Consider the following 16,896-nt stretch of genomic DNA (forward strand, 5'->3'; position numbering starts at 1 on the left):
GTGTGCATATAGAAAGAAATGCTCTCACACGCAAGACGGGGCGGCAAGGCCACCCCGTCTCCGGCGATATGCAGATTGTGTAAGCGTCAGGCCCCAGCGGTCTTCTGGCGATCGCCAATCCACTTTTCCCTTTCGCGCCACAGCGCAGGCAGGGAGAGAAGTGCAACGCCAGCAAGGGCAATCAGCGTCTTCTCCAGCTGGTTCAGCTCGGCTGTACGGCCATCCAGATAGTAGATGCTGTAGACGATTGCGACGTGCCAGACATAGACCTGCAGCGAATGACGGCCGAGAAGCTGCAGGAACTTCAGAGACAGAACCCAGATTACGCCTGCCGCCGCCTTCTGCACCAGCGGATTGTGATGCTTGGGGCCAGCAATGATCAGCCATGTCAGACCAACGCCAACAGCCAGAAAGTTGATGAGATAGACCGGACCGAAATCCGCCCTGATCTCCATGGTCGAAAACTTGCCCAGCATGAATTCGGGCATCAGGTTCCAGGCTGTGGCAATGCGCAGAGGCACGAAGAACAGGCAGACCAAGAGTGCCGCCTTGGCAATCCAGCTGCGCTCCGGCGAAAAGATCTTCGTCCATGCAATCTTGTTCTGTGCCGTCATGGCACCCATCACAAGCGCGGAATAGAACACCAGCTGCCAGCCAAACAGGTTGAAGCTGACACGGATACCCTGTTCGTCTGCACCCTTGACCAGTTCATTAACTGGGGCGGTAAACAGTTGCTGCAAACCAAGCTGACCTGCCATCCACACCAGAAGCGAACCGGCCATGACATAGGCCCACTTGCCGTCCAGGCACAGTTTGACCAGGATTGGCGCAAACACCATGTAGACGATGTATTGCGGCAGAATGTCCATGAAAGTCGGCTGGAACAGGAAGGTCGCGATAGCAGCAAGGCGCAGCGGGTCATCGAAGGACGTCATGCCCAGCCAGTTGTACCAGATATAGGGCGCGTGCGGGATGACCATGCGGAAGAACAGCACCGCGATGACCAGGCCCATGGCATACTTGTAAAGCTCAAGCGCGCGGCTCCAGATCATGTCGCGGCCCGCTTCATAGCCATATTTCAGCATCTTGCGTGCATAGACCATGCCGATCAAAAGGCCGGACAGGAAGACGAAGCCCTGCGCATCCTCAACAAACGCAAACTGTCTGTGGTTGATTTCCATCAGCCACAGACCGCCCGCGAATACGAGGTGATTGATAAGCATGAAGACGAGAAAATACCCGCGCATTCCATCGATCAGGTCGAAGCGTTTCATCTTGCTTGCTCTCCATACTCGCAGGCACCCTTGAGCAAAGACTGCCTGATCCGAATGACAGGATGGGTATTTTACGACCATCCAAACTTGGATCGTGAACGCGGTTTTGACGGTACGGTTCCGGTGGAAGCATCGTTTTACCACCCGCGTCGATTTCACATTGGTGTGTGCGGCACAGGGTTAGCGGCGGGTGACTGAACGCCGGATGAATGAAAAAAGGCGATTGCGTGAATGAAATGAGGCAAGCAGGAACAATGGCTTAACCCGCAACGGGCTTGAAGACCCTGTGTTTGCGGCCCATGCAAACGAAAATGGCCGGCGGGATTTTCATCCACACCGGCCACATTTCCATCCACTATTTTTCAGGCGTTCAGGCAGCCGCTTGAATAGCCGCAACCTGCCATTCGGAGCCACCCTGGCGAACGAATGTCCACAACTCGGTTGATTCTTCCGGCTCGTTTTCGTTGCCTTCAACGATCTTCCCGGTGCCGCGGTCGCGCATCACATCGATTGCGGAATAGCGCATGGCGACCGTGGCATAGTCCTTGCCTTCCTCATGCCAGGCTTCTGCAACATCGCCCTGCAGAAGCTTGACATCGCGAACATCGTTCTTCACGCCGCTGGTGGCATGGTCGCTCAGTTCTTCCGCAAGATAGGACATGGCTTCCGGTGTCGTCAGCTTGCGAAGTGTGCCGTAATCCTCTGCGGCATAGGCAGCCTGCACCTTTTCAAGCGCGGACTGGAAGGTCTCGAGATCGGCCTGCGTTACGCCAATCTCATCGCCCTCAGACATCCCATTTTCGTGCGGTACCGGCTTGGGCGCAACGGGCGCGGCTGCGGCAGCACCGGCTGCGGCTCCAAAACCGCCCGCCTTCGAACCCATCTGCGGGATCTTGAAGCCACCGGTCATGTTGGACCCACCCTGCGGCGCAGAATGATCGTTACGGGCTGCATTAGCATCACCATAGGCGGGCTGACCCTGACGACGCGAGGCGAAGAATCGCATCGCCAGCATCACGAGACCGCCAATCAGCAGAATCTGCATCAGCATTCCAAAGAAGCCAGCCATGCCACCGAAGCCACCGCCCATCAGCATACCAAACAGGCCACCCATCAACAGACCGCCCATAAGACCGCCCATCATTCCACCGAACATGCCACGGCTCTGCTGTGGCGCCTGTGCGGCGGCAGGGCGCGCTGGCTGCGCTGCACCAGGTGTCGCCTGGTTTGTGTTGGGCGTCATGCTGCGGTTTATGGGTGCGGCCTGGCCAGGCGTCGTGCTGGTGGCAGGCGGCGCCGAAAAGGTTCTCGTCCCACGGCTACCGAAACCGCCGCTGGCGCGCCGGGCTTCAGCCATGTCAACGGCAATGAAGGAAACGGCAATTCCAAGTGCGGCGACCGCAAACAAACCCCTAAAGCGCCTGATGGCAGCAAACATCGTGATCTCCTGTTGCGCCGCCCTCCCATTGAGCGGCTCTTGAATATCGATATAGCAACTATGGATCATCATTTTTAGGGACATGGCATAAAATTTTTCGTGATATGCAACCATAGATAAATGATTGGCTGCTAAAGCAAAAACCCGGCACAGGGTTTCTCCTGTGCCGGGTGGAAATATCATCCACGCGTGGTTGCGCGGGATCAGTCGATGTTGAACGACAACGACTTGACCTGACGAATGGCCGGATTGGCACGCAGCTTGTCCAGAACGTCCTCAGAGACGGGGCCGTCGACATAGAGCAGCGCAATAGCGTCGCCGCTTTCCTTTTCGCGACCGAGCTGGAAGTTGGCGATGTTAACGCCCGCTTCACCCAGTGTCGTGCCCATGAAGCCGATCATGCCGGGAACGTCGGTGTTGGTGATGTAGATCATGTGCTGACCGACATCGGCATCCATATTGATGTTCTTGATCTGAATGAAACGGGCCTTGCCGTCCGAAAACACGGTACCTGCAACAGAGCGGATCTGGTTTTCAGTCTTCACCGTCAGCTTGATGAAGCCGTCGTAAACGCCGGTCTTGTCCCGTTTCACTTCGGAAAGGATGATGCCCTTTTCCTTGATCATGATGGGGGCCGAAACCATGTTCACATCGGAAACCTGCGGGCGGATGAGACCGGCCAGCAGCGCCGATGTCAAAGCCTTGGTATTCATGCTGGCGGTTGCGCCATCATAAAGGATTTCGATTTCCTTGGTCGCGCTTTCCTGCACCTGACCGACGAAGGAACCCAGAACATCTGCCAGCTTGATGAAGGGCTTCAGGCGAGGCGCTTCGTCAGCCGTGATCGACGGCATGTTGATGGCGTTGGAAACGGCACCCTTGACGAGGTAATCCGACATCTGCTCGGCAACCTGAAGAGCAACATTTTCCTGCGCTTCCGTGGTGGATGCGCCCAGATGCGGCGTGCAGACGACGTTTGGAAGGCCAAACAGCGGGCTTTCGGTCGCAGGCTCCACTTCGAACACGTCGAACGCAGCACCGGCAACGTGGCCGGACTTGATCGCTTCGGCAAGAGCTGCCTCATCCACCAGGCCGCCACGGGCGCAGTTGATGATGCGGACGCCAGGCTTTGTCTTGGCAAGGTTTTCAGCGCCGAGAATGCCACGGGTCTTGTCCGTCATCGGCACGTGCAGGGTAATGAAATCTGCCTGTGCCAAGAGATCGTCAAGTTCAACCTTGGTCACCCCCATTTCCTGCGCGCGCTCTGGCGACAGGAAGGGATCATAGGCCAGGACATTCATCTTGAGGCCAAGGGCGCGTGAGCAGACGATGCCGCCGATATTGCCAGCACCGATGACGCCAAGCGTCTTGCCGGTGATTTCAACACCCATGAACTTGGACTTTTCCCACTTGCCTGCCTGTGTGGAGGCGTCCGCAGCCGGAAGCTGGCGGGCAACGGCAAACATCAGCGCAATGGCGTGTTCCGCAGTCGTGATGGAGTTGCCGAAGGGCGTATTCATGACGATGATGCCGCGACGCGACGCAGCCGGGATATCGACATTGTCGACACCGATACCGGCGCGTCCGATAACCTTGAGGTTGGTGGCGGCTTCGATCAGCTTTTCCGTCGCCTTGGTGGCGGAACGGATGGCCAGACCATCATAATTACCGATGATTTCGGCCAGCTTGTCCTTGTCCTTGCCAAGCTTTGGCTGGAAATCAACTTCTACGCCGCGATCGCGGAAAATCTGGACGGCGGTTTCCGACAGTTCGTCAGATACGAGTACGCGAGGTGCCATTGTGTGGGCTCCTTGAAAAGGGTTCAGTGTTGAAAGCGAAAATGCGCGGCCCTGCCGTGGCAGGGCCGGAATGGATCAGGCAGCAGCCTTGAAGGTCGCAGCCTTCTGCGTTTCGAATGCCCACTTGAGCCAAGGCATGACGGCTTTCATATCAGCCGTCTCGATCGTCGCACCGGCCCAGATGCGAAGACCGGATGGCGCATCGCGGTAAGCACCGATATCGAGTGCCACGTTTTCCTTTTCGAGAAGGGCAACCATGCCCTTGGCGAAATCGGCCTGCGCGGCGGCATCAAGTGCGGCAACATCCTTGCACACGATCTTGAGGCAGACGGAGGTGTTGGAGCGCGTCTCGTCAACGACGGCCAGATTGGCAATCCAGTTGTTTTCAGCGATGAAGTCAAAGATGACCTTGGCATTGGCATCGGCACGCGCCATCAGGGCGTTCAGGCCACCGAGGTTCTTTGCCCACAGCAGCGCATCGATATAGTCTTCGACGCAGAGCATGGATGGCGTGTTGATGGTTTCGCCGGTGAAGATACCTTCAATCAGCTTGCCGCCCGAGGTCATGCGGAAAATCTTTGGCAGCGGCCACGCAGGTACGTAGCTCGTCAGACGCTCGACAGCGCGTGGCGACAGGATGATGACACCGTGACCGCCCTCGCCGCCCAGAACCTTCTGCCAGGAGAAGGTCACGACGTCGAGCTTGGAGAAGTCCATGTCCTGCGCAAATGCGGCAGATGTCGCATCGCAAATGGTTAGGCCCTTGCGATCTGCGGGAATGAAATCGGCGTTTGGAACGCGGACACCCGATGTGGTGCCGTTCCAGGTAAAGACCACGTCACGATCGAAATCGATGGTGGAAAGGTCTGGGAGAAGGCCGTAATCGGCTTCAATCTTGCGAACGTCCTTCAGCTTGAGCTGCTTGACGACGTCGGTTACCCAACCGGCACCGAAGCTTTCCCAGGCAACCATATCGACGCCACGCTCACCAAGCAGCGACCACAGCGCCATTTCGACGGCGCCTGTGTCGGATGCGGGAACGATGCCGATGCGATAATCAGCGGGAACGTTAAGAACTTCGCGGGTGAGATCGATGGCCTGCTTCAGCTTGGCTTTGCCAACCTTGGCGCGATGCGAGCGACCGAGCGGTGCATCGGCGAGAGCTTCGAGCGACCAACCGGGACGCTTCGAGCAGGGACCAGAAGAGAAATGCGTATTGCCCGGACGGGTGTCCGGCTTCACTATATCTGTCATTTGACTACCCTTTCAGATAGGCGCCTCTCGTTAGGGAGAGGTGTCCTGCCCTCGTTGCTATTCTTCTCGCCTGTCGCAGTCAAGCGGAATGTGTCGCACGCAAAAACAATTTTGGTCGGATTGCGTCATCTCACCCCTGGGGTCAGGTGGCCTGGCGGCGCCCCCAAAAAGGCTTTTCTCATCCTCTTGATGCAGGTCAAACCAAACATGCGTGGCGCGGTGCAGGTTGATGATCATCAACCGCAAGAGATGTTATTATGAGTAACGACGCACCATTTTCGAACGACCGTAATGTTTTGATCCTTCCTTTTCTGTCGGGCTTCTATGAGAAATTCGCTCAACCCCTCGCCTGGACGGCCTTTCGCGTCGCCATCGGCGGCATGCTGGCCTTTGAGGGCTATCCGAAGATCATGGCTCCCTTCGCGCAGATCGGTTTCCTTGAAAAGATCGGGTTCCACCCCGGCTGGCTGTGGTCTCCGACGCTGGCGGCCATGCAGTTCTTCGGCGGAATATTCATCGCCTTGGGATTGTTCACCCGGCCTGTAGCGCTCGCCAATGCTTTCATGCTGGCCATTACGCTGTGGTTCCACTTCATCGATCCCTATGGCCACGCGTTTCTGACCGAGGCGGGCATTCAGGCGCTGAAAACGGCGGATCAGACCATGTTTACACCGGCAGGTGTGCGCCGCCTCGCAGATGGGGGCACGGCATTTCTGGAGCTGGTCCAGTCTAAGGCTGAGATCACATCGCTGTTCTGGACAGGTGGAGCAGCACTTTTTGCGGCCTTTGGCGGTGGGTATTGCTCACTGGACAGATGGCTATTCAAGAAGCACTTCTAAAATACAAAACACGCCCCCGCATCATCGATGCGGGGGCGTGTCCAGTCGGTTGCCCGGCAATTCTTACTTGTAAACGGCAGGCTGCAGCGGAATGTCCGCTGGAGGAATATATTGCGCAGTGTCGCAGCCATTGAAGACATAACGGCCACCGACGCGCACTTCATGCGAAGTCACGCCCTTGTCACGACCGCCCGAGGTCTGGCCTGAGTCGCTGGTGCCGAACATGGAGCCGCTGCCAATCTGGCGGAAGCGGTAGCCAACATCGGCCTTCAGGTTGCAGGTCACGTCGATGGAGGCACCGGCCATCAGGCCGTAAGCAAAGCGCCAGTTGTCTTCACCTTCGATTTCGCAGTTGCCGCAGGTCGTCAGCTTGCTCCACTTGACGTGAGCACCACCGATACCCGCACCGATATACGGAGTGATCCGGCCATAGGTCCCCAGATCGACATAGGCATTGGCCATCACGGCGAAAGCGCGCATGGAAGAGTTCGCACCGTTGAGCTGCGGTGCAACGCCACTGAACTTGGATTTCGCCATATATTCCAGCGTCAGATCCGTGCGCAGATAGTTGTTGATCTGATAGCCGACACCACCGCCGAAGAGAACGCTGTCCTTCAGGTTCGTGGTGGTGAAGCTCAGCTCCTCGATCGAGGGACCAGCGGCCGCGCGGTCGAAGCTTACGCCACGCGATTTGTTGAATGAGTATCCGACATCGCCGCGCAGGTACCAACCGCTTGCTTCCTGCACCTGAACCTCAGGTGCCTGGTCCGGAAAAGCTGGTGATTCAGCCTGATATACATCGGCTGCGAATGCGGTTTGACTTGCCATCAAAGCGGCAACGACACCGATCAGGCTCTTTTTCATGATTGCGGCTCCATAAGCGGTATGTGCGCGATTAGCGGCAGATACTCGTGATCTTCTTCATTTACGAAGCCTGAAGGAAAATGGTTAAACAGCGATTAAAATCGGAAATACTTGGCGCAATTTACTAACAAAATTGGTTAACACTGTTAAACGGATAATATTCGCGCAATCGGTGATATTGCAGTAAACGCCCGATATGCGGGTAGATATCAGCGACCGCTCTTCCCGTTTCAAGAATATATCCGACTATAATAATATTTTGTTAGCTAATATTATTGTCCTTATTTCAACGGACCTCTTGTAACGTCAGTATAGGTGACGATTGCACCACTTACAGATGGCATATCGATCAGCCATGAGGCGCTGGTCTTAAGGGAAATCCAGTCCCGCCCGACCTCTTGGCGCAGATGCCGGAGATTGGCGAAAAACTTGACAAGGGTTTGTCTTCCTTGGGCCTAGAGCTGAAGAAAATTATCGAATTCACCCGAATTCCAGTTCACAATCCGGAACTGCTGAAGGCAAAATATCGCGCATTCTGCAGACAGATGCCCGTGATGTACTTCATCTTGATGTCGAGTACCTGGGCTTTGGCTGCCACACACATGTCGGTCGCGCCCGCGTGGCTTACTTTGATCGTCCCCAGCCTGTTTACCGTCATCAGCGCCGTGCGTGTCGTGTTCTGGTGGAAATCGCGAGACCGCACACCCACGGCAGAAGAGACATTCTCGGCGCTGCAGCGAACGCAACGTCTCGCCGTGGTGATTTCCGTGGCGTTCACGGCCTGGTCATTCATGCTCTACCCTTATGGGGATGCATATCAACAATCCCACATCGCCTTTTACATGGCGATCACAGTCATCTCGTGCATCTTTTGCATGATGCATGTCCGAGTGGCAGCCTTTGCCGTGGCCATCATTGTCAACGGCGCCTTCGTCGTCTTCTTCATGGCCTCTGGCCATGCGACATTCATTGCGATTGCCATCAACATCCTGCTTGTCAGCTTCGGCATGTTGGCGGTGCTGATGGTCAATTATGGCAATTTCGAACGCATGATCGTTGCCCAGCAACAGACGGAAGCACTCAGCAACGAAAATCTTCGCCTCGCCAATATCGACAGCCTGACGGGCCTGCCGAATCGCCGCGCATTTTTCAAACACCTGTCAGAGGCATTTGAAGCAGCGACATTGGAGGGCACCCGCCTGGCGGTCGGGGTCATCGATCTCGATGGCTTCAAACCCGTCAATGATCTCTACGGCCACTCCTCCGGCGACCGTCTGTTGATGGAGGTCGCCAATCGCCTCACGCTCTATTTCGCGTCCAAGGAAATGTTTCTGGCAAGGCTTGGAGGAGACGAGTTTGCTTTCGTCATTTCCAATGTCGCGCCACAGCGGGATGTCGTCGCTGAAGGTAACCGCATGTGTGCCTATATGCATTCTCCCTTCATCCTGCCGGATGCCACCATCATCATCTCAGGCTCCATCGGCATCGCCGTTTATCCTGATCTGGCCTCGTCACAGGAAGAGCTCTTCGACCGGGCAGATTATGCGCTCTACCATGGCAAGCGCCAGAAGCGCGGAAACAGCACGCTTTTTACGGTTCATCATGTCGAGGAAATTCATCGGGATGCGCGCATCGAGCAGACGTTGAAACAGGCGGATTTTCCAAGCGAAATGTCCGTCGTCTTTCAGCCGATCGTGGACGGCTTCCAGAACCGCACGGTAGGCTTCGAAGCGCTTGCGCGCTGGAACAGCCCGACGCTCGGCCCCGTGTCGCCCGCCCAGTTCATTCCCATCGCAGAACGTGCCGGGATCATTGGCGGCCTGACAAGAACGCTTCTCAAGAAGGCCCTGCACGCCGCAAGCACCTGGCCGGACCAGATGAGGCTTTCATTCAATCTGTCCGCACAGGATCTGAACAGTCCGGAAGCTGTCATGGCGGTCATCGCCATCATCGAGAACAGCCCATTCGACGCTGAGCGGCTCGATCTCGAAATTACAGAAACGGCGTTTATTCATGATACGCGGCAAGCGAAACAATCGGTGGAGATGCTTCGAAAAATCGGCTGCGGCATTTCGCTCGATGATTTCGGAACAGGCTATTCCAGCTTGACGGCCTTGCACTCGCTACCGTTGACAAAGATCAAGATCGACCAGAGTTTCGTCAATCAGATCCAGGATAATCCTGCCAGCGAAAAGATTGTCCGCTCAGTCCTCACCCTTGGCCGCGAAATGGGTCTCGATGCCATTGTCGAAGGCGTTGAAACAAAGCAGGAGCTTTCGCTCATCACGCAGCTCGGCGGCAACTTCTTCCAGGGCTATCTTTTCTCGCCCCCCATGGGTGAGACGGCCATTTTACGGTTCCTTCAGGATGAAGAGCAGGCCTTGGGCTCGAGGCTTTCAAACGGCTGAGCCTGTTACATGACAATAAAAAAAGGCGGGTGCCGCTAAGTGCCCCGCCTCTTCCTATGCTGTTTAGCCCCTGAACGATGAATTGCACAGCAGGACCCCTAAAAGGGTCTGCCGGGTTCGGTTCAGGCTGCGGTCCGGGCGTTGGAAATCACGCCAACGAGATCATTGACGATGCGCTCCACTTGGGCGCTGTCGTCGCCCTCCGCCATCACGCGGATCAGCGGCTCCGTGCCCGAGGGGCGGATGACCAGGCGGCCATTATTGGCCAAGGCGCTTTCCGCATCGGCAATCGCCTGTTTCACGACAGGATTTTCCAGCGGCTTGCCGCCGGAAATGCGGACATTCTTCAAGAGCTGCGGCACGGGCTCGAACTTGCGGCAGACTTCGCTCACCGTGCGACCGGACCGCTTGACGCGCGCCAGAACCTGAAGCGCTGCCACCAGACCGTCGCCCGTCGTGCCGTAGTCCGAAAGGACGATATGACCGGATTGCTCGCCGCCAACGTTGAAATCATTGTTGCGCATATGCTCGACAACATAGCGGTCGCCGACCTTGGTGCGGGCAAGCGTCAGACCCTTGTCACCGAGAAAACGCTCCAGTCCGAGATTGGACATGACAGTCGCAACGATACCGCCGCCGCGCAGCAGATTGTCGTCTGCCCAGCTGGCAGCAATCGTCGCCATAAGCTGATCGCCATCGACGATCTGGCCGCGTTCGTCCACAATGATCACGCGGTCAGCGTCGCCGTCCAGCGCAATGCCGATATCGGCCCGCACTTCATGCACCTTTTTCTGCAGCGCATCGGGATGAGTGGAGCCGCACTCGAAATTGATGTTGGTGCCGTTTGGCTCGTTGCCAATGGTCACAACCTCAGCGCCAAGTTCCCACAGTGCCGCAGGCGCTACTTTATAGGCCGCGCCATTGGCGCAATCGATGGCAATCCGCAGGCCGCTCAGCGTTACATCACGCGGCAATGTGCGCTTTACGAACTCGATATAGCGGTAGATATCGCCATCGACGCGCTTGGCCCGTCCGATTTCATGCGGCTTGGCCAGCTGCGAATAGATGTCCTTGTCGAGAAGATCCTCGATTTCAAGCTCCAGCTCATCCGACAGCTTGTATCCATCGGGTCCGAAAAGCTTGATGCCATTATCGGCAAAGGGATTGTGCGAGGCAGAAATCATCACGCCGATATCGGCACGCAGTGAGCGCGTCAGCATCGCAACAGCGGGCGTCGGAATGGGGCCTAGCAGGAAGACGTCGAGCCCCGCTGCGGTAAAACCGGCAACCAGCGCATTTTCCAGCATGTAGCCTGAAAGACGCGTATCCTTGCCGATAACGACGCGGTGGCGATGGTGGCCACGACGGAAAATTGTGCCAACGGCAATGCCGACGCGCATCGCCAGGTCAGGCGTCATCGGAAAGACGTTGGATTGCCCGCGAATGCCATCTGTTCCGAAATAGCGACGTGTCATGTGAACTCCAGAAATTAAACGCGCGTGGTAAGTCCTTACCCGGACGGGCCACGGCTCTCCAGACGGTAAATGCCATAAAACACATGAAACGGCACGTAAATTACCGCGAATAGGCAATATATCTTGTTACTATCGCCCACTATCCCTGAGGAATGAAGCAGGCAGTTGGCTTGCAAGGGCGCGCTTTGCACGCAACCACACATGCAAAAAGGCCGCCCGGGAAGTGGACGGCCTCTTGTCAGATTTTGTCGTGGGGTCAGTGAGGCTGCGGCTCCATGCCACCTTCTGCTTCACCGTCACCCTTGGCTTCGTTAGGGCCATCTTTCTTGGTGCCAGCCTTTGGCACAGCAGAACCACGGCTGTTTGGCGAATCGTCGCCGAGATCGCGGGCAGGCTTTTCACCACGGATCAACGCCTTGATCTCTTCGCCGGTCAGCGTCTCATATTCCAGCAGACCTTCGGCAATGGCGACAAAGCCATCGTGATTTTCGGTCAGAATACGCCGCGCTTCCGTGTAGGCTTCATCGATCAGACGACGAACTTCGGTATCGATCGTCTGTGCGGTGGCTTCGGACACATTCTTAGACTGCGAAACGGAGTGGCCAAGGAAGACTTCCTGCTGGTTTTCACCATAGGAAACCTGACCGAGAGCATCCGAGAAGCCCCACTGCGTTACCATTGCGCGGGCAAGCTTGGTGGCCTGCTCAATGTCGGAAGACGCGCCAGAGGTGATGTTTTCCTTACCGAACGTCAGTTCTTCGGCAACGCGACCACCCATCATGATGATGAGGCGCGAAACCATCCACTTGTAGCTCATGGAGTAGCGGTCGCCTTCCGGCAGCTGCATCACCATGCCAAGCGCACGGCCGCGCGGAATGATCGTTGCCTTGTGAAGCGGATCGGCGACCGCAACCTTGAGCGCGGTAATGGCATGTCCGGCTTCGTGATAGGCCGTCAGCTTCTTTTCGGCTTCGGTCATGGCCGAGGAGCGACGCTCCGCACCCATCATGATCTTGTCCTTGGCGTCTTCGAATTCTGCCATGGTCACGACGCGCTTGTTGCGACGCGCAGCCATCAGGGCGGCTTCGTTGACGAGGTTCATGAGATCAGCACCGGAGAAACCGGGCGTACCACGTGCCAGAACCTTCAGGTCGACATTCGGTGCCAGAGGCACGTTGCGGGCGTGAACCTTGAGGATGCGCTCACGACCGACAATATCGGGGTTCGGAACGACAACCTGACGGTCAAAACGGCCTGGACGCAGAAGTGCGGGGTCAAGAACGTCAGGGCGGTTGGTGGCAGCAATGAGAATGATGCCCTCATTGGCTTCAAAGCCGTCCATCTCGACCAGCAACTGGTTCAAGGTCTGCTCACGCTCATCGTTACCGCCGCCAAGACCAGCACCACGATGGCGGCCAACGGCGTCGATTTCGTCGATGAAGATGATGCAGGGTGCGTTTTTCTTGGCCTGTTCGAACATGTCGCGAACGCGGCTTGCGCCAACGCCGACGAACATTTCAACGAAGTCGGAACCGGAAATGGTGAAGAAGGGAACGTTGGCTTCACCGGCAACGGAACGCGCCAGCAATGTCTTACCAGTGCCTGGAGGACCAACGAGAAGAACACCGCGTGGGATCTTGCCGCCCAGGCGCTGAAACTTCTGCGGATCACGCAGGAATTCCACGATTTCTTCCAGATCCTGCTTGGCTTCGTCCACGCCAGCCACATCGTCAAATGTCACGCGGCCATGCGCTTCGGTCAGAAGCTTTGCCTTGGATTTGCCAAAGCCCATTGCTCCCCGCGAACCGCCCTGCATCTGGCGCATGAAGAACAGCCAGACACCGAGGATCAGGAACATCGGCAGCAGCGTGCCAAGGTAGCTCAGGAAACCGGAGGAGCCATCGCTTTCGGGACGTGCAACGATGCTGACATTCTTGGTCTGCAGACGCTCCATCAGCGCGTCGTCAATGACGGGCGAGTAGGTCTGGAAGGCAGTGCCGTTTTCCGTATAGGTGCCAAGAACCCGGTTGCCGGTAACGGTTACGTCACGGACACGACCGGCATCAACATCGCGAATGAATTGCGAATAGGGAATCTCACGCGATGCCGATTGGGATGGCGACGTCTGGAACATGCTGAACAAGGCGATCAGCAACAGAGCGATCACTGCCCACAAGGCGAAATTTCTAAAATTTGGGTTCATCGAACTCCCCGAACTCCAACGGACAAATTGGTGTCCGCCATTATGTTGCCCCTAACATAAGGAGGACAGCAGCCGTTGCCAAGGCAGCGACCGATATCAGATGCGTTTTGCGGTAAAAACTCTGAGAAAAATCGATTTGAGAAAGCCAGCAGCCCTAAACCGCAGGCTGTGGATAGGCTTCGCGGCCCAAAAGGCGGGCGATGGCATTGGCGAGTGGCAGATCAAACCGTGGCAGAAAGAGATCGTAAGGGGCAAGAACAGGCCGGATGGTGACGTGGTCACCCGCCGCGACCGGCTCATCAAGACCTGCCAGCGAGATTGCGGCAAGGGATTGCGCCGCCCGTTTTGCCACGCCCTGCGGGATATCGGCTGCAAATGTCGGCACCAACGCGGCCACCGCGTGGGTGCTCATCGGCCCGATGACAAGCTCACGCTCCGACAGATTTACGATCTCGAACCGCTCATCCCATACCGCCTTTTCCCCATCGGCAATTGTGATCGATGGAATGTTGCGGTTCTCCCGCATCAGATAGAGCCCTTGCCTGCGGCGATCAAACACCACCCGGCTGGCCGTCGCCCTGCCCGGCTGGCCTGACGCAACAAGCGCCATGATCCTGTCCATGCTGTCCGACGCCATCGCAAAACGTCGTCCGCCCAGCACACAGGCCATGGCGGACAGGGCTGCGCGCAGAACAGTCGGGTCCTGCAATAGACCCTCCGGGCTGATCCTGATCAGGCAAGCGAGATAGCACCGGACATGGGTATCGATAAAATCAGCAGCAGCAGCAGAGAGCGCTGCACGCTCGCCCGACCGGTCAGTCAACGACAGGCCTTCGCCGGACTTCGTGGAGGCCGGTTCCAGGGCGTTGCGCGCCCTCACCCGCTCATATCGAGCGTCGATATTGCTGGGATCATCGAACCAGCTCCATCCTTCATCCTGTAGGAAATCGCGGATCGCCTGTCGTGACGTGTTGAGAAAAGGCCGCATGAACCAGTGATTACAGCGATAGAGAACGCCGTCCGCCATGCCCGCAAGGCCCAGATTGTCGGGCCTGAGGCTGCGCGCACCCCGCATGGCAATGGTCTCCTGCTGGTCGCCAAGCGTATGACCGACCACGATCATGTCGGCCTTCACCGTCTCTGCGACCTGCGAGATCAAGGCGTAGCGCGCAAGCCGCGCTGCTGCGGAAACACCCGTTGCGGGCTTTGCCTCATTCCACCGGCGTATATGGTGGGGAATGTCCAGTTTGCGGCACATGGCCGCAACGCCAATCGCTTCCTGCGCAGATTCGGCGCGCAGCGCATGATCGATGGTAACCGCCGCAAGCGCGATATCAGCCCTGCCCAGCTCTTCAACAGCCCGGTGCAGGGCCAGCAGCAGGCCGGTGGAATCGCTGCCGCCGGAGATTGCGACGAGGATCCGGGCGGGCTTCGAAATTCTTGTGATAAATTGCCGCGCAGCCTCAAGGGGCGCAAGCGGCGTCATCGGGAACGACCTGATGTCATAGCCGTCCAGCCCGTCTGTCAGCAGCTCAGGCGCTTCTGTTCACTCGTCACCTTGCCGAGAACGGTCTTGGAGGCGCTTGGATATCTCTTCGGCACTTCACGCAATGTGGCGCAAGCGGTTTCCTTGTTGTCGAGTGCGGCAAGCGACATGCCGAGCTTCAACAGCATTTCAGGCGCCTTGGGCGATTTGCTGTAGCTCTGGTGAGCGTTGAGGAATGTCTTTGCGGCATCGGTGAACTTGCCCTGGCTATACTGCGCTTCGCCCAGCCAGAAATTCGCGTCTGCAGCCTTCGAGCCCTTGGGGTATCCCTGGATATATTGCTCGAAACCCTTTTCTGCAGCCTTGTAATCGCCTGAGAGCACATGGCCATAGGCGGCCTGGTAGATGTCGTTCTCGCTGGTCAGTGCCGCCGTATTGACGGGGTCCGGGCTGGAGGTCCGGCCGGTTTCCACGCCGGGCAGGCTTCCTGCAGAATTGTTGACGTTCGGGTTGAGCGAACCGCCCACGGGCAGGCCGCGGGAATCGAGCTCGATGGAGCCAAGCGTCGTTTCGCCGGGAGCAGCATTGCTGCGCGGTGCGGTCGCCATCTGGCCTGCACCCGCAGCGCCACCGCCCATTGAAGCGCCGCCCTGGGACGGCGTTTCAATGATGGTTGCGACGTCATCTTCGGCGCCCGTTGCCGAAGGAATGTCGGCCTCGGCCTTTTTCTTCGGTGCAGCCGGTGCGGCAGCCTTTCCGCCTTCAAGCTCCTGGAAACGGAACTCGTTGTCTTCCTGGGCCTTGCGAATGGTTTCCTGCATCTGCAGCAGCTGGAAACTCATTTCCTCGATACGTCCGTTCAACTGACGGATCTGTTCTTCGAGTTGCTGCACGCGATAGGTATCGTTCGCCTGAACGTTGACAACAGGTGGGTGATTTCCGCTGCTTGTACTAGAGCCCCCCGCCCAGCCGAACAACGGTCCTGAAACGGCAGTGCCGCTCAGGCCGGTGCAGGCTGCAAGCCCCAGCATTCCCGCCACGACAAGTTTCTTCATGTTGCGTCCTGTCTGGTTGATTTGCGCCCCAACGACGCAAAACCGGATTTTTTCCATCTGGCGTCAAAAAGCAACTTAAGTTCGGCCAAACTATGGAAAAAAGTAAAGGCGGCCCGGAGGCCGCCTTACAATTCTCATCACGTCGCTGCGAGGCGATTACATGCCTGCGCCACCCAGAACGGTGACTGCACGGCGGTTCTGCGACCAGCAGGAAATGTCGTCGCAAACGGCAACCGGACGTTCCTTGCCGTAGGAAATCGTCTTCATGCGGTTTGCAGGAACGCCCTGCGAGGCGAGAAATTCCTTGGTGGCGGCTGCACGACGTGCGCCCAGAGCAAGGTTGTACTCGCGTGTGCCGCGCTCGTCGGCGTGACCTTCAACAGTGATGGCGTAGTTTGGATAACGAGCCAGCCACTGTGCCTGACGCTGCAGGGTCTGCTGTGCGTCTGCGCGGATCGATGTGCTGTCGGTGTCGAAGAAGATACGGTCGCCGACATTGACGGTGAAGTCCTGTGCGGAACCCGGTGTAGCAGAACCTGCGCCGCCAAGGCCCAGTTCGCCAGCACTGTTCGGCATGTTCTTCTTGTTGGCGCAACCAGCCAGCGCAAGCGCCAGCGTCAAAGCGATCATAGCCGGGTTACGGGCGAGTTTCTGCATGGGGCCGAGTGCCGAGGTGTGTGTACGGCTCATCGCCGGTCTCTCCTTAGAATTTCAGTAACGTTGCCAGACAATAACCGATTGCAGTTAATTGCCCCCAAACAATTATGGTTAACAGAAAGGAAATGTCCCGCCTTTTTGCTC

At 57.2% G+C, this 16,896-nt stretch carries 13 protein-coding genes; 2 read left to right on the forward strand and 11 right to left on the reverse strand.

Features of this window, described 5'->3' with window-relative positions; all coding sequences use genetic code 11:
* Positions 1–86: 86 nt before the first annotated feature.
* From QRN85_RS16345 to QRN85_RS16360, 4 genes are all read right to left on the reverse strand, one after another.
* The gene (locus QRN85_RS16345) at positions 87–1,274 is read right to left on the reverse strand and encodes an OpgC family protein (protein WP_284759355.1); all 1,188 of its coding nucleotides are present in this window, start codon (positions 1,272–1,274) and stop codon (positions 87–89) included.
* 370 nt (positions 1,275–1,644) lie between these two features.
* On the reverse strand, positions 1,645–2,712 hold the full coding sequence (locus QRN85_RS16350; protein WP_284759356.1) for a Tim44 domain-containing protein: 1,068 nt from the start codon (positions 2,710–2,712) through the stop codon (positions 1,645–1,647).
* Between the two features lie 203 nt (positions 2,713–2,915).
* Entirely contained in the window at positions 2,916–4,511 is a 1,596-nt protein-coding gene (serA, locus tag QRN85_RS16355; RefSeq protein ID WP_113170880.1) for a phosphoglycerate dehydrogenase, read from the reverse strand.
* Positions 4,512–4,586: 75 nt separating this feature from the next.
* Entirely contained in the window at positions 4,587–5,765 is a 1,179-nt protein-coding gene (locus QRN85_RS16360) for a phosphoserine transaminase (protein WP_284759357.1), read from the reverse strand.
* Between the two features lie 257 nt (positions 5,766–6,022).
* Between QRN85_RS16360 and QRN85_RS16365 the strand changes: the two genes are divergently transcribed.
* Complete coding sequence (locus QRN85_RS16365; protein WP_112962814.1) at positions 6,023–6,604, forward strand: DoxX family protein; 582 nt, start codon at positions 6,023–6,025, stop codon at positions 6,602–6,604.
* 63 nt (positions 6,605–6,667) lie between these two features.
* Here QRN85_RS16365 and QRN85_RS16370 read toward each other — a convergent pair whose 3' ends face one another.
* Positions 6,668–7,468: an outer membrane protein gene (locus QRN85_RS16370; protein WP_284759359.1), complete on the reverse strand. Its 801-nt coding sequence runs from the start codon at positions 7,466–7,468 to the stop codon at positions 6,668–6,670.
* Between the two features lie 496 nt (positions 7,469–7,964).
* Positions 7,965–8,261: a hypothetical protein gene (locus tag QRN85_RS24525; protein ID WP_350225079.1), complete on the reverse strand. Its 297-nt coding sequence runs from the start codon at positions 8,259–8,261 to the stop codon at positions 7,965–7,967.
* Between the two features lie 82 nt (positions 8,262–8,343).
* Here QRN85_RS24525 and QRN85_RS16375 point away from each other — a divergent pair, with 82 nt between their 5' ends.
* Positions 8,344–9,876 (forward strand): putative bifunctional diguanylate cyclase/phosphodiesterase, encoded by a 1,533-nt coding sequence (locus tag QRN85_RS16375; RefSeq protein ID WP_350225080.1) that lies wholly within the window; start codon positions 8,344–8,346, stop codon positions 9,874–9,876.
* Between the two features lie 122 nt (positions 9,877–9,998).
* Here the strand turns inward: QRN85_RS16375 and glmM are convergent, their stop codons facing one another.
* The 5 genes from glmM to pal form a co-directional block, all read right to left on the reverse strand.
* A complete protein-coding gene (glmM, locus tag QRN85_RS16380; RefSeq protein WP_062584576.1) occupies positions 9,999–11,351 on the reverse strand; it encodes a phosphoglucosamine mutase in 1,353 nt (450 codons plus the stop codon).
* Positions 11,352–11,607: 256 nt separating this feature from the next.
* On the reverse strand, positions 11,608–13,554 hold the full coding sequence (gene ftsH, locus QRN85_RS16385) for an ATP-dependent zinc metalloprotease FtsH (RefSeq protein ID WP_062584574.1): 1,947 nt from the start codon (positions 13,552–13,554) through the stop codon (positions 11,608–11,610).
* 154 nt (positions 13,555–13,708) lie between these two features.
* Positions 13,709–15,040, reverse strand: coding sequence for a tRNA lysidine(34) synthetase TilS (gene tilS / locus QRN85_RS16390; protein WP_284759362.1), 1,332 nt, complete (start codon positions 15,038–15,040; stop codon positions 13,709–13,711).
* A gap of 38 nt (positions 15,041–15,078) precedes the next feature.
* Positions 15,079–16,095: a tol-pal system protein YbgF gene (gene ybgF, locus QRN85_RS16395; RefSeq protein WP_284759364.1), complete on the reverse strand. Its 1,017-nt coding sequence runs from the start codon at positions 16,093–16,095 to the stop codon at positions 15,079–15,081.
* Positions 16,096–16,251: 156 nt separating this feature from the next.
* Complete coding sequence (gene pal / locus QRN85_RS16400) at positions 16,252–16,785, reverse strand: peptidoglycan-associated lipoprotein Pal (protein WP_062452053.1); 534 nt, start codon at positions 16,783–16,785, stop codon at positions 16,252–16,254.
* Positions 16,786–16,896 lie beyond the last annotated feature (111 nt).

The sequence above is a fragment of the Agrobacterium sp. fls2-241-TYG-188a genome (assembly GCF_030209845.1).

Bases quoted from the DNA above. Each gene is read 5' to 3' on its own strand.
- QRN85_RS16360 (WP_284759357.1), bottom strand. From the start codon at position 5,765: ATGACAGATATAGTGAAGCCGGACACCCGTCCGGGCAATACGCATTTC.
- tilS (WP_284759362.1), bottom strand. From the start codon at position 15,040: ATGACGCCGCTTGCGCCCCTTGAGGCTGCGCGGCAATTTATCACAAGA.
- QRN85_RS16350 (WP_284759356.1), bottom strand. From the start codon at position 2,712: ATGTTTGCTGCCATCAGGCGCTTTAGGGGTTTGTTTGCGGTCGCCGCA.
- ftsH (WP_062584574.1), bottom strand. From the start codon at position 13,554: ATGAACCCAAATTTTAGAAATTTCGCCTTGTGGGCAGTGATCGCTCTG.
- QRN85_RS24525 (WP_350225079.1), bottom strand. From the start codon at position 8,261: ATGAATGACCAGGCCGTGAACGCCACGGAAATCACCACGGCGAGACGT.
- QRN85_RS16370 (WP_284759359.1), bottom strand. From the start codon at position 7,468: ATGAAAAAGAGCCTGATCGGTGTCGTTGCCGCTTTGATGGCAAGTCAA.
- QRN85_RS16365 (WP_112962814.1), top strand. From the start codon at position 6,023: ATGAGTAACGACGCACCATTTTCGAACGACCGTAATGTTTTGATCCTT.
- QRN85_RS16375 (WP_350225080.1), top strand. From the start codon at position 8,344: ATGATGCATGTCCGAGTGGCAGCCTTTGCCGTGGCCATCATTGTCAAC.
- QRN85_RS16345 (WP_284759355.1), bottom strand. From the start codon at position 1,274: ATGAAACGCTTCGACCTGATCGATGGAATGCGCGGGTATTTTCTCGTC.
- glmM (WP_062584576.1), bottom strand. From the start codon at position 11,351: ATGACACGTCGCTATTTCGGAACAGATGGCATTCGCGGGCAATCCAAC.
- serA (WP_113170880.1), bottom strand. From the start codon at position 4,511: ATGGCACCTCGCGTACTCGTATCTGACGAACTGTCGGAAACCGCCGTC.
- ybgF (WP_284759364.1), bottom strand. From the start codon at position 16,095: ATGAAGAAACTTGTCGTGGCGGGAATGCTGGGGCTTGCAGCCTGCACC.
- pal (WP_062452053.1), bottom strand. From the start codon at position 16,785: ATGAGCCGTACACACACCTCGGCACTCGGCCCCATGCAGAAACTCGCC.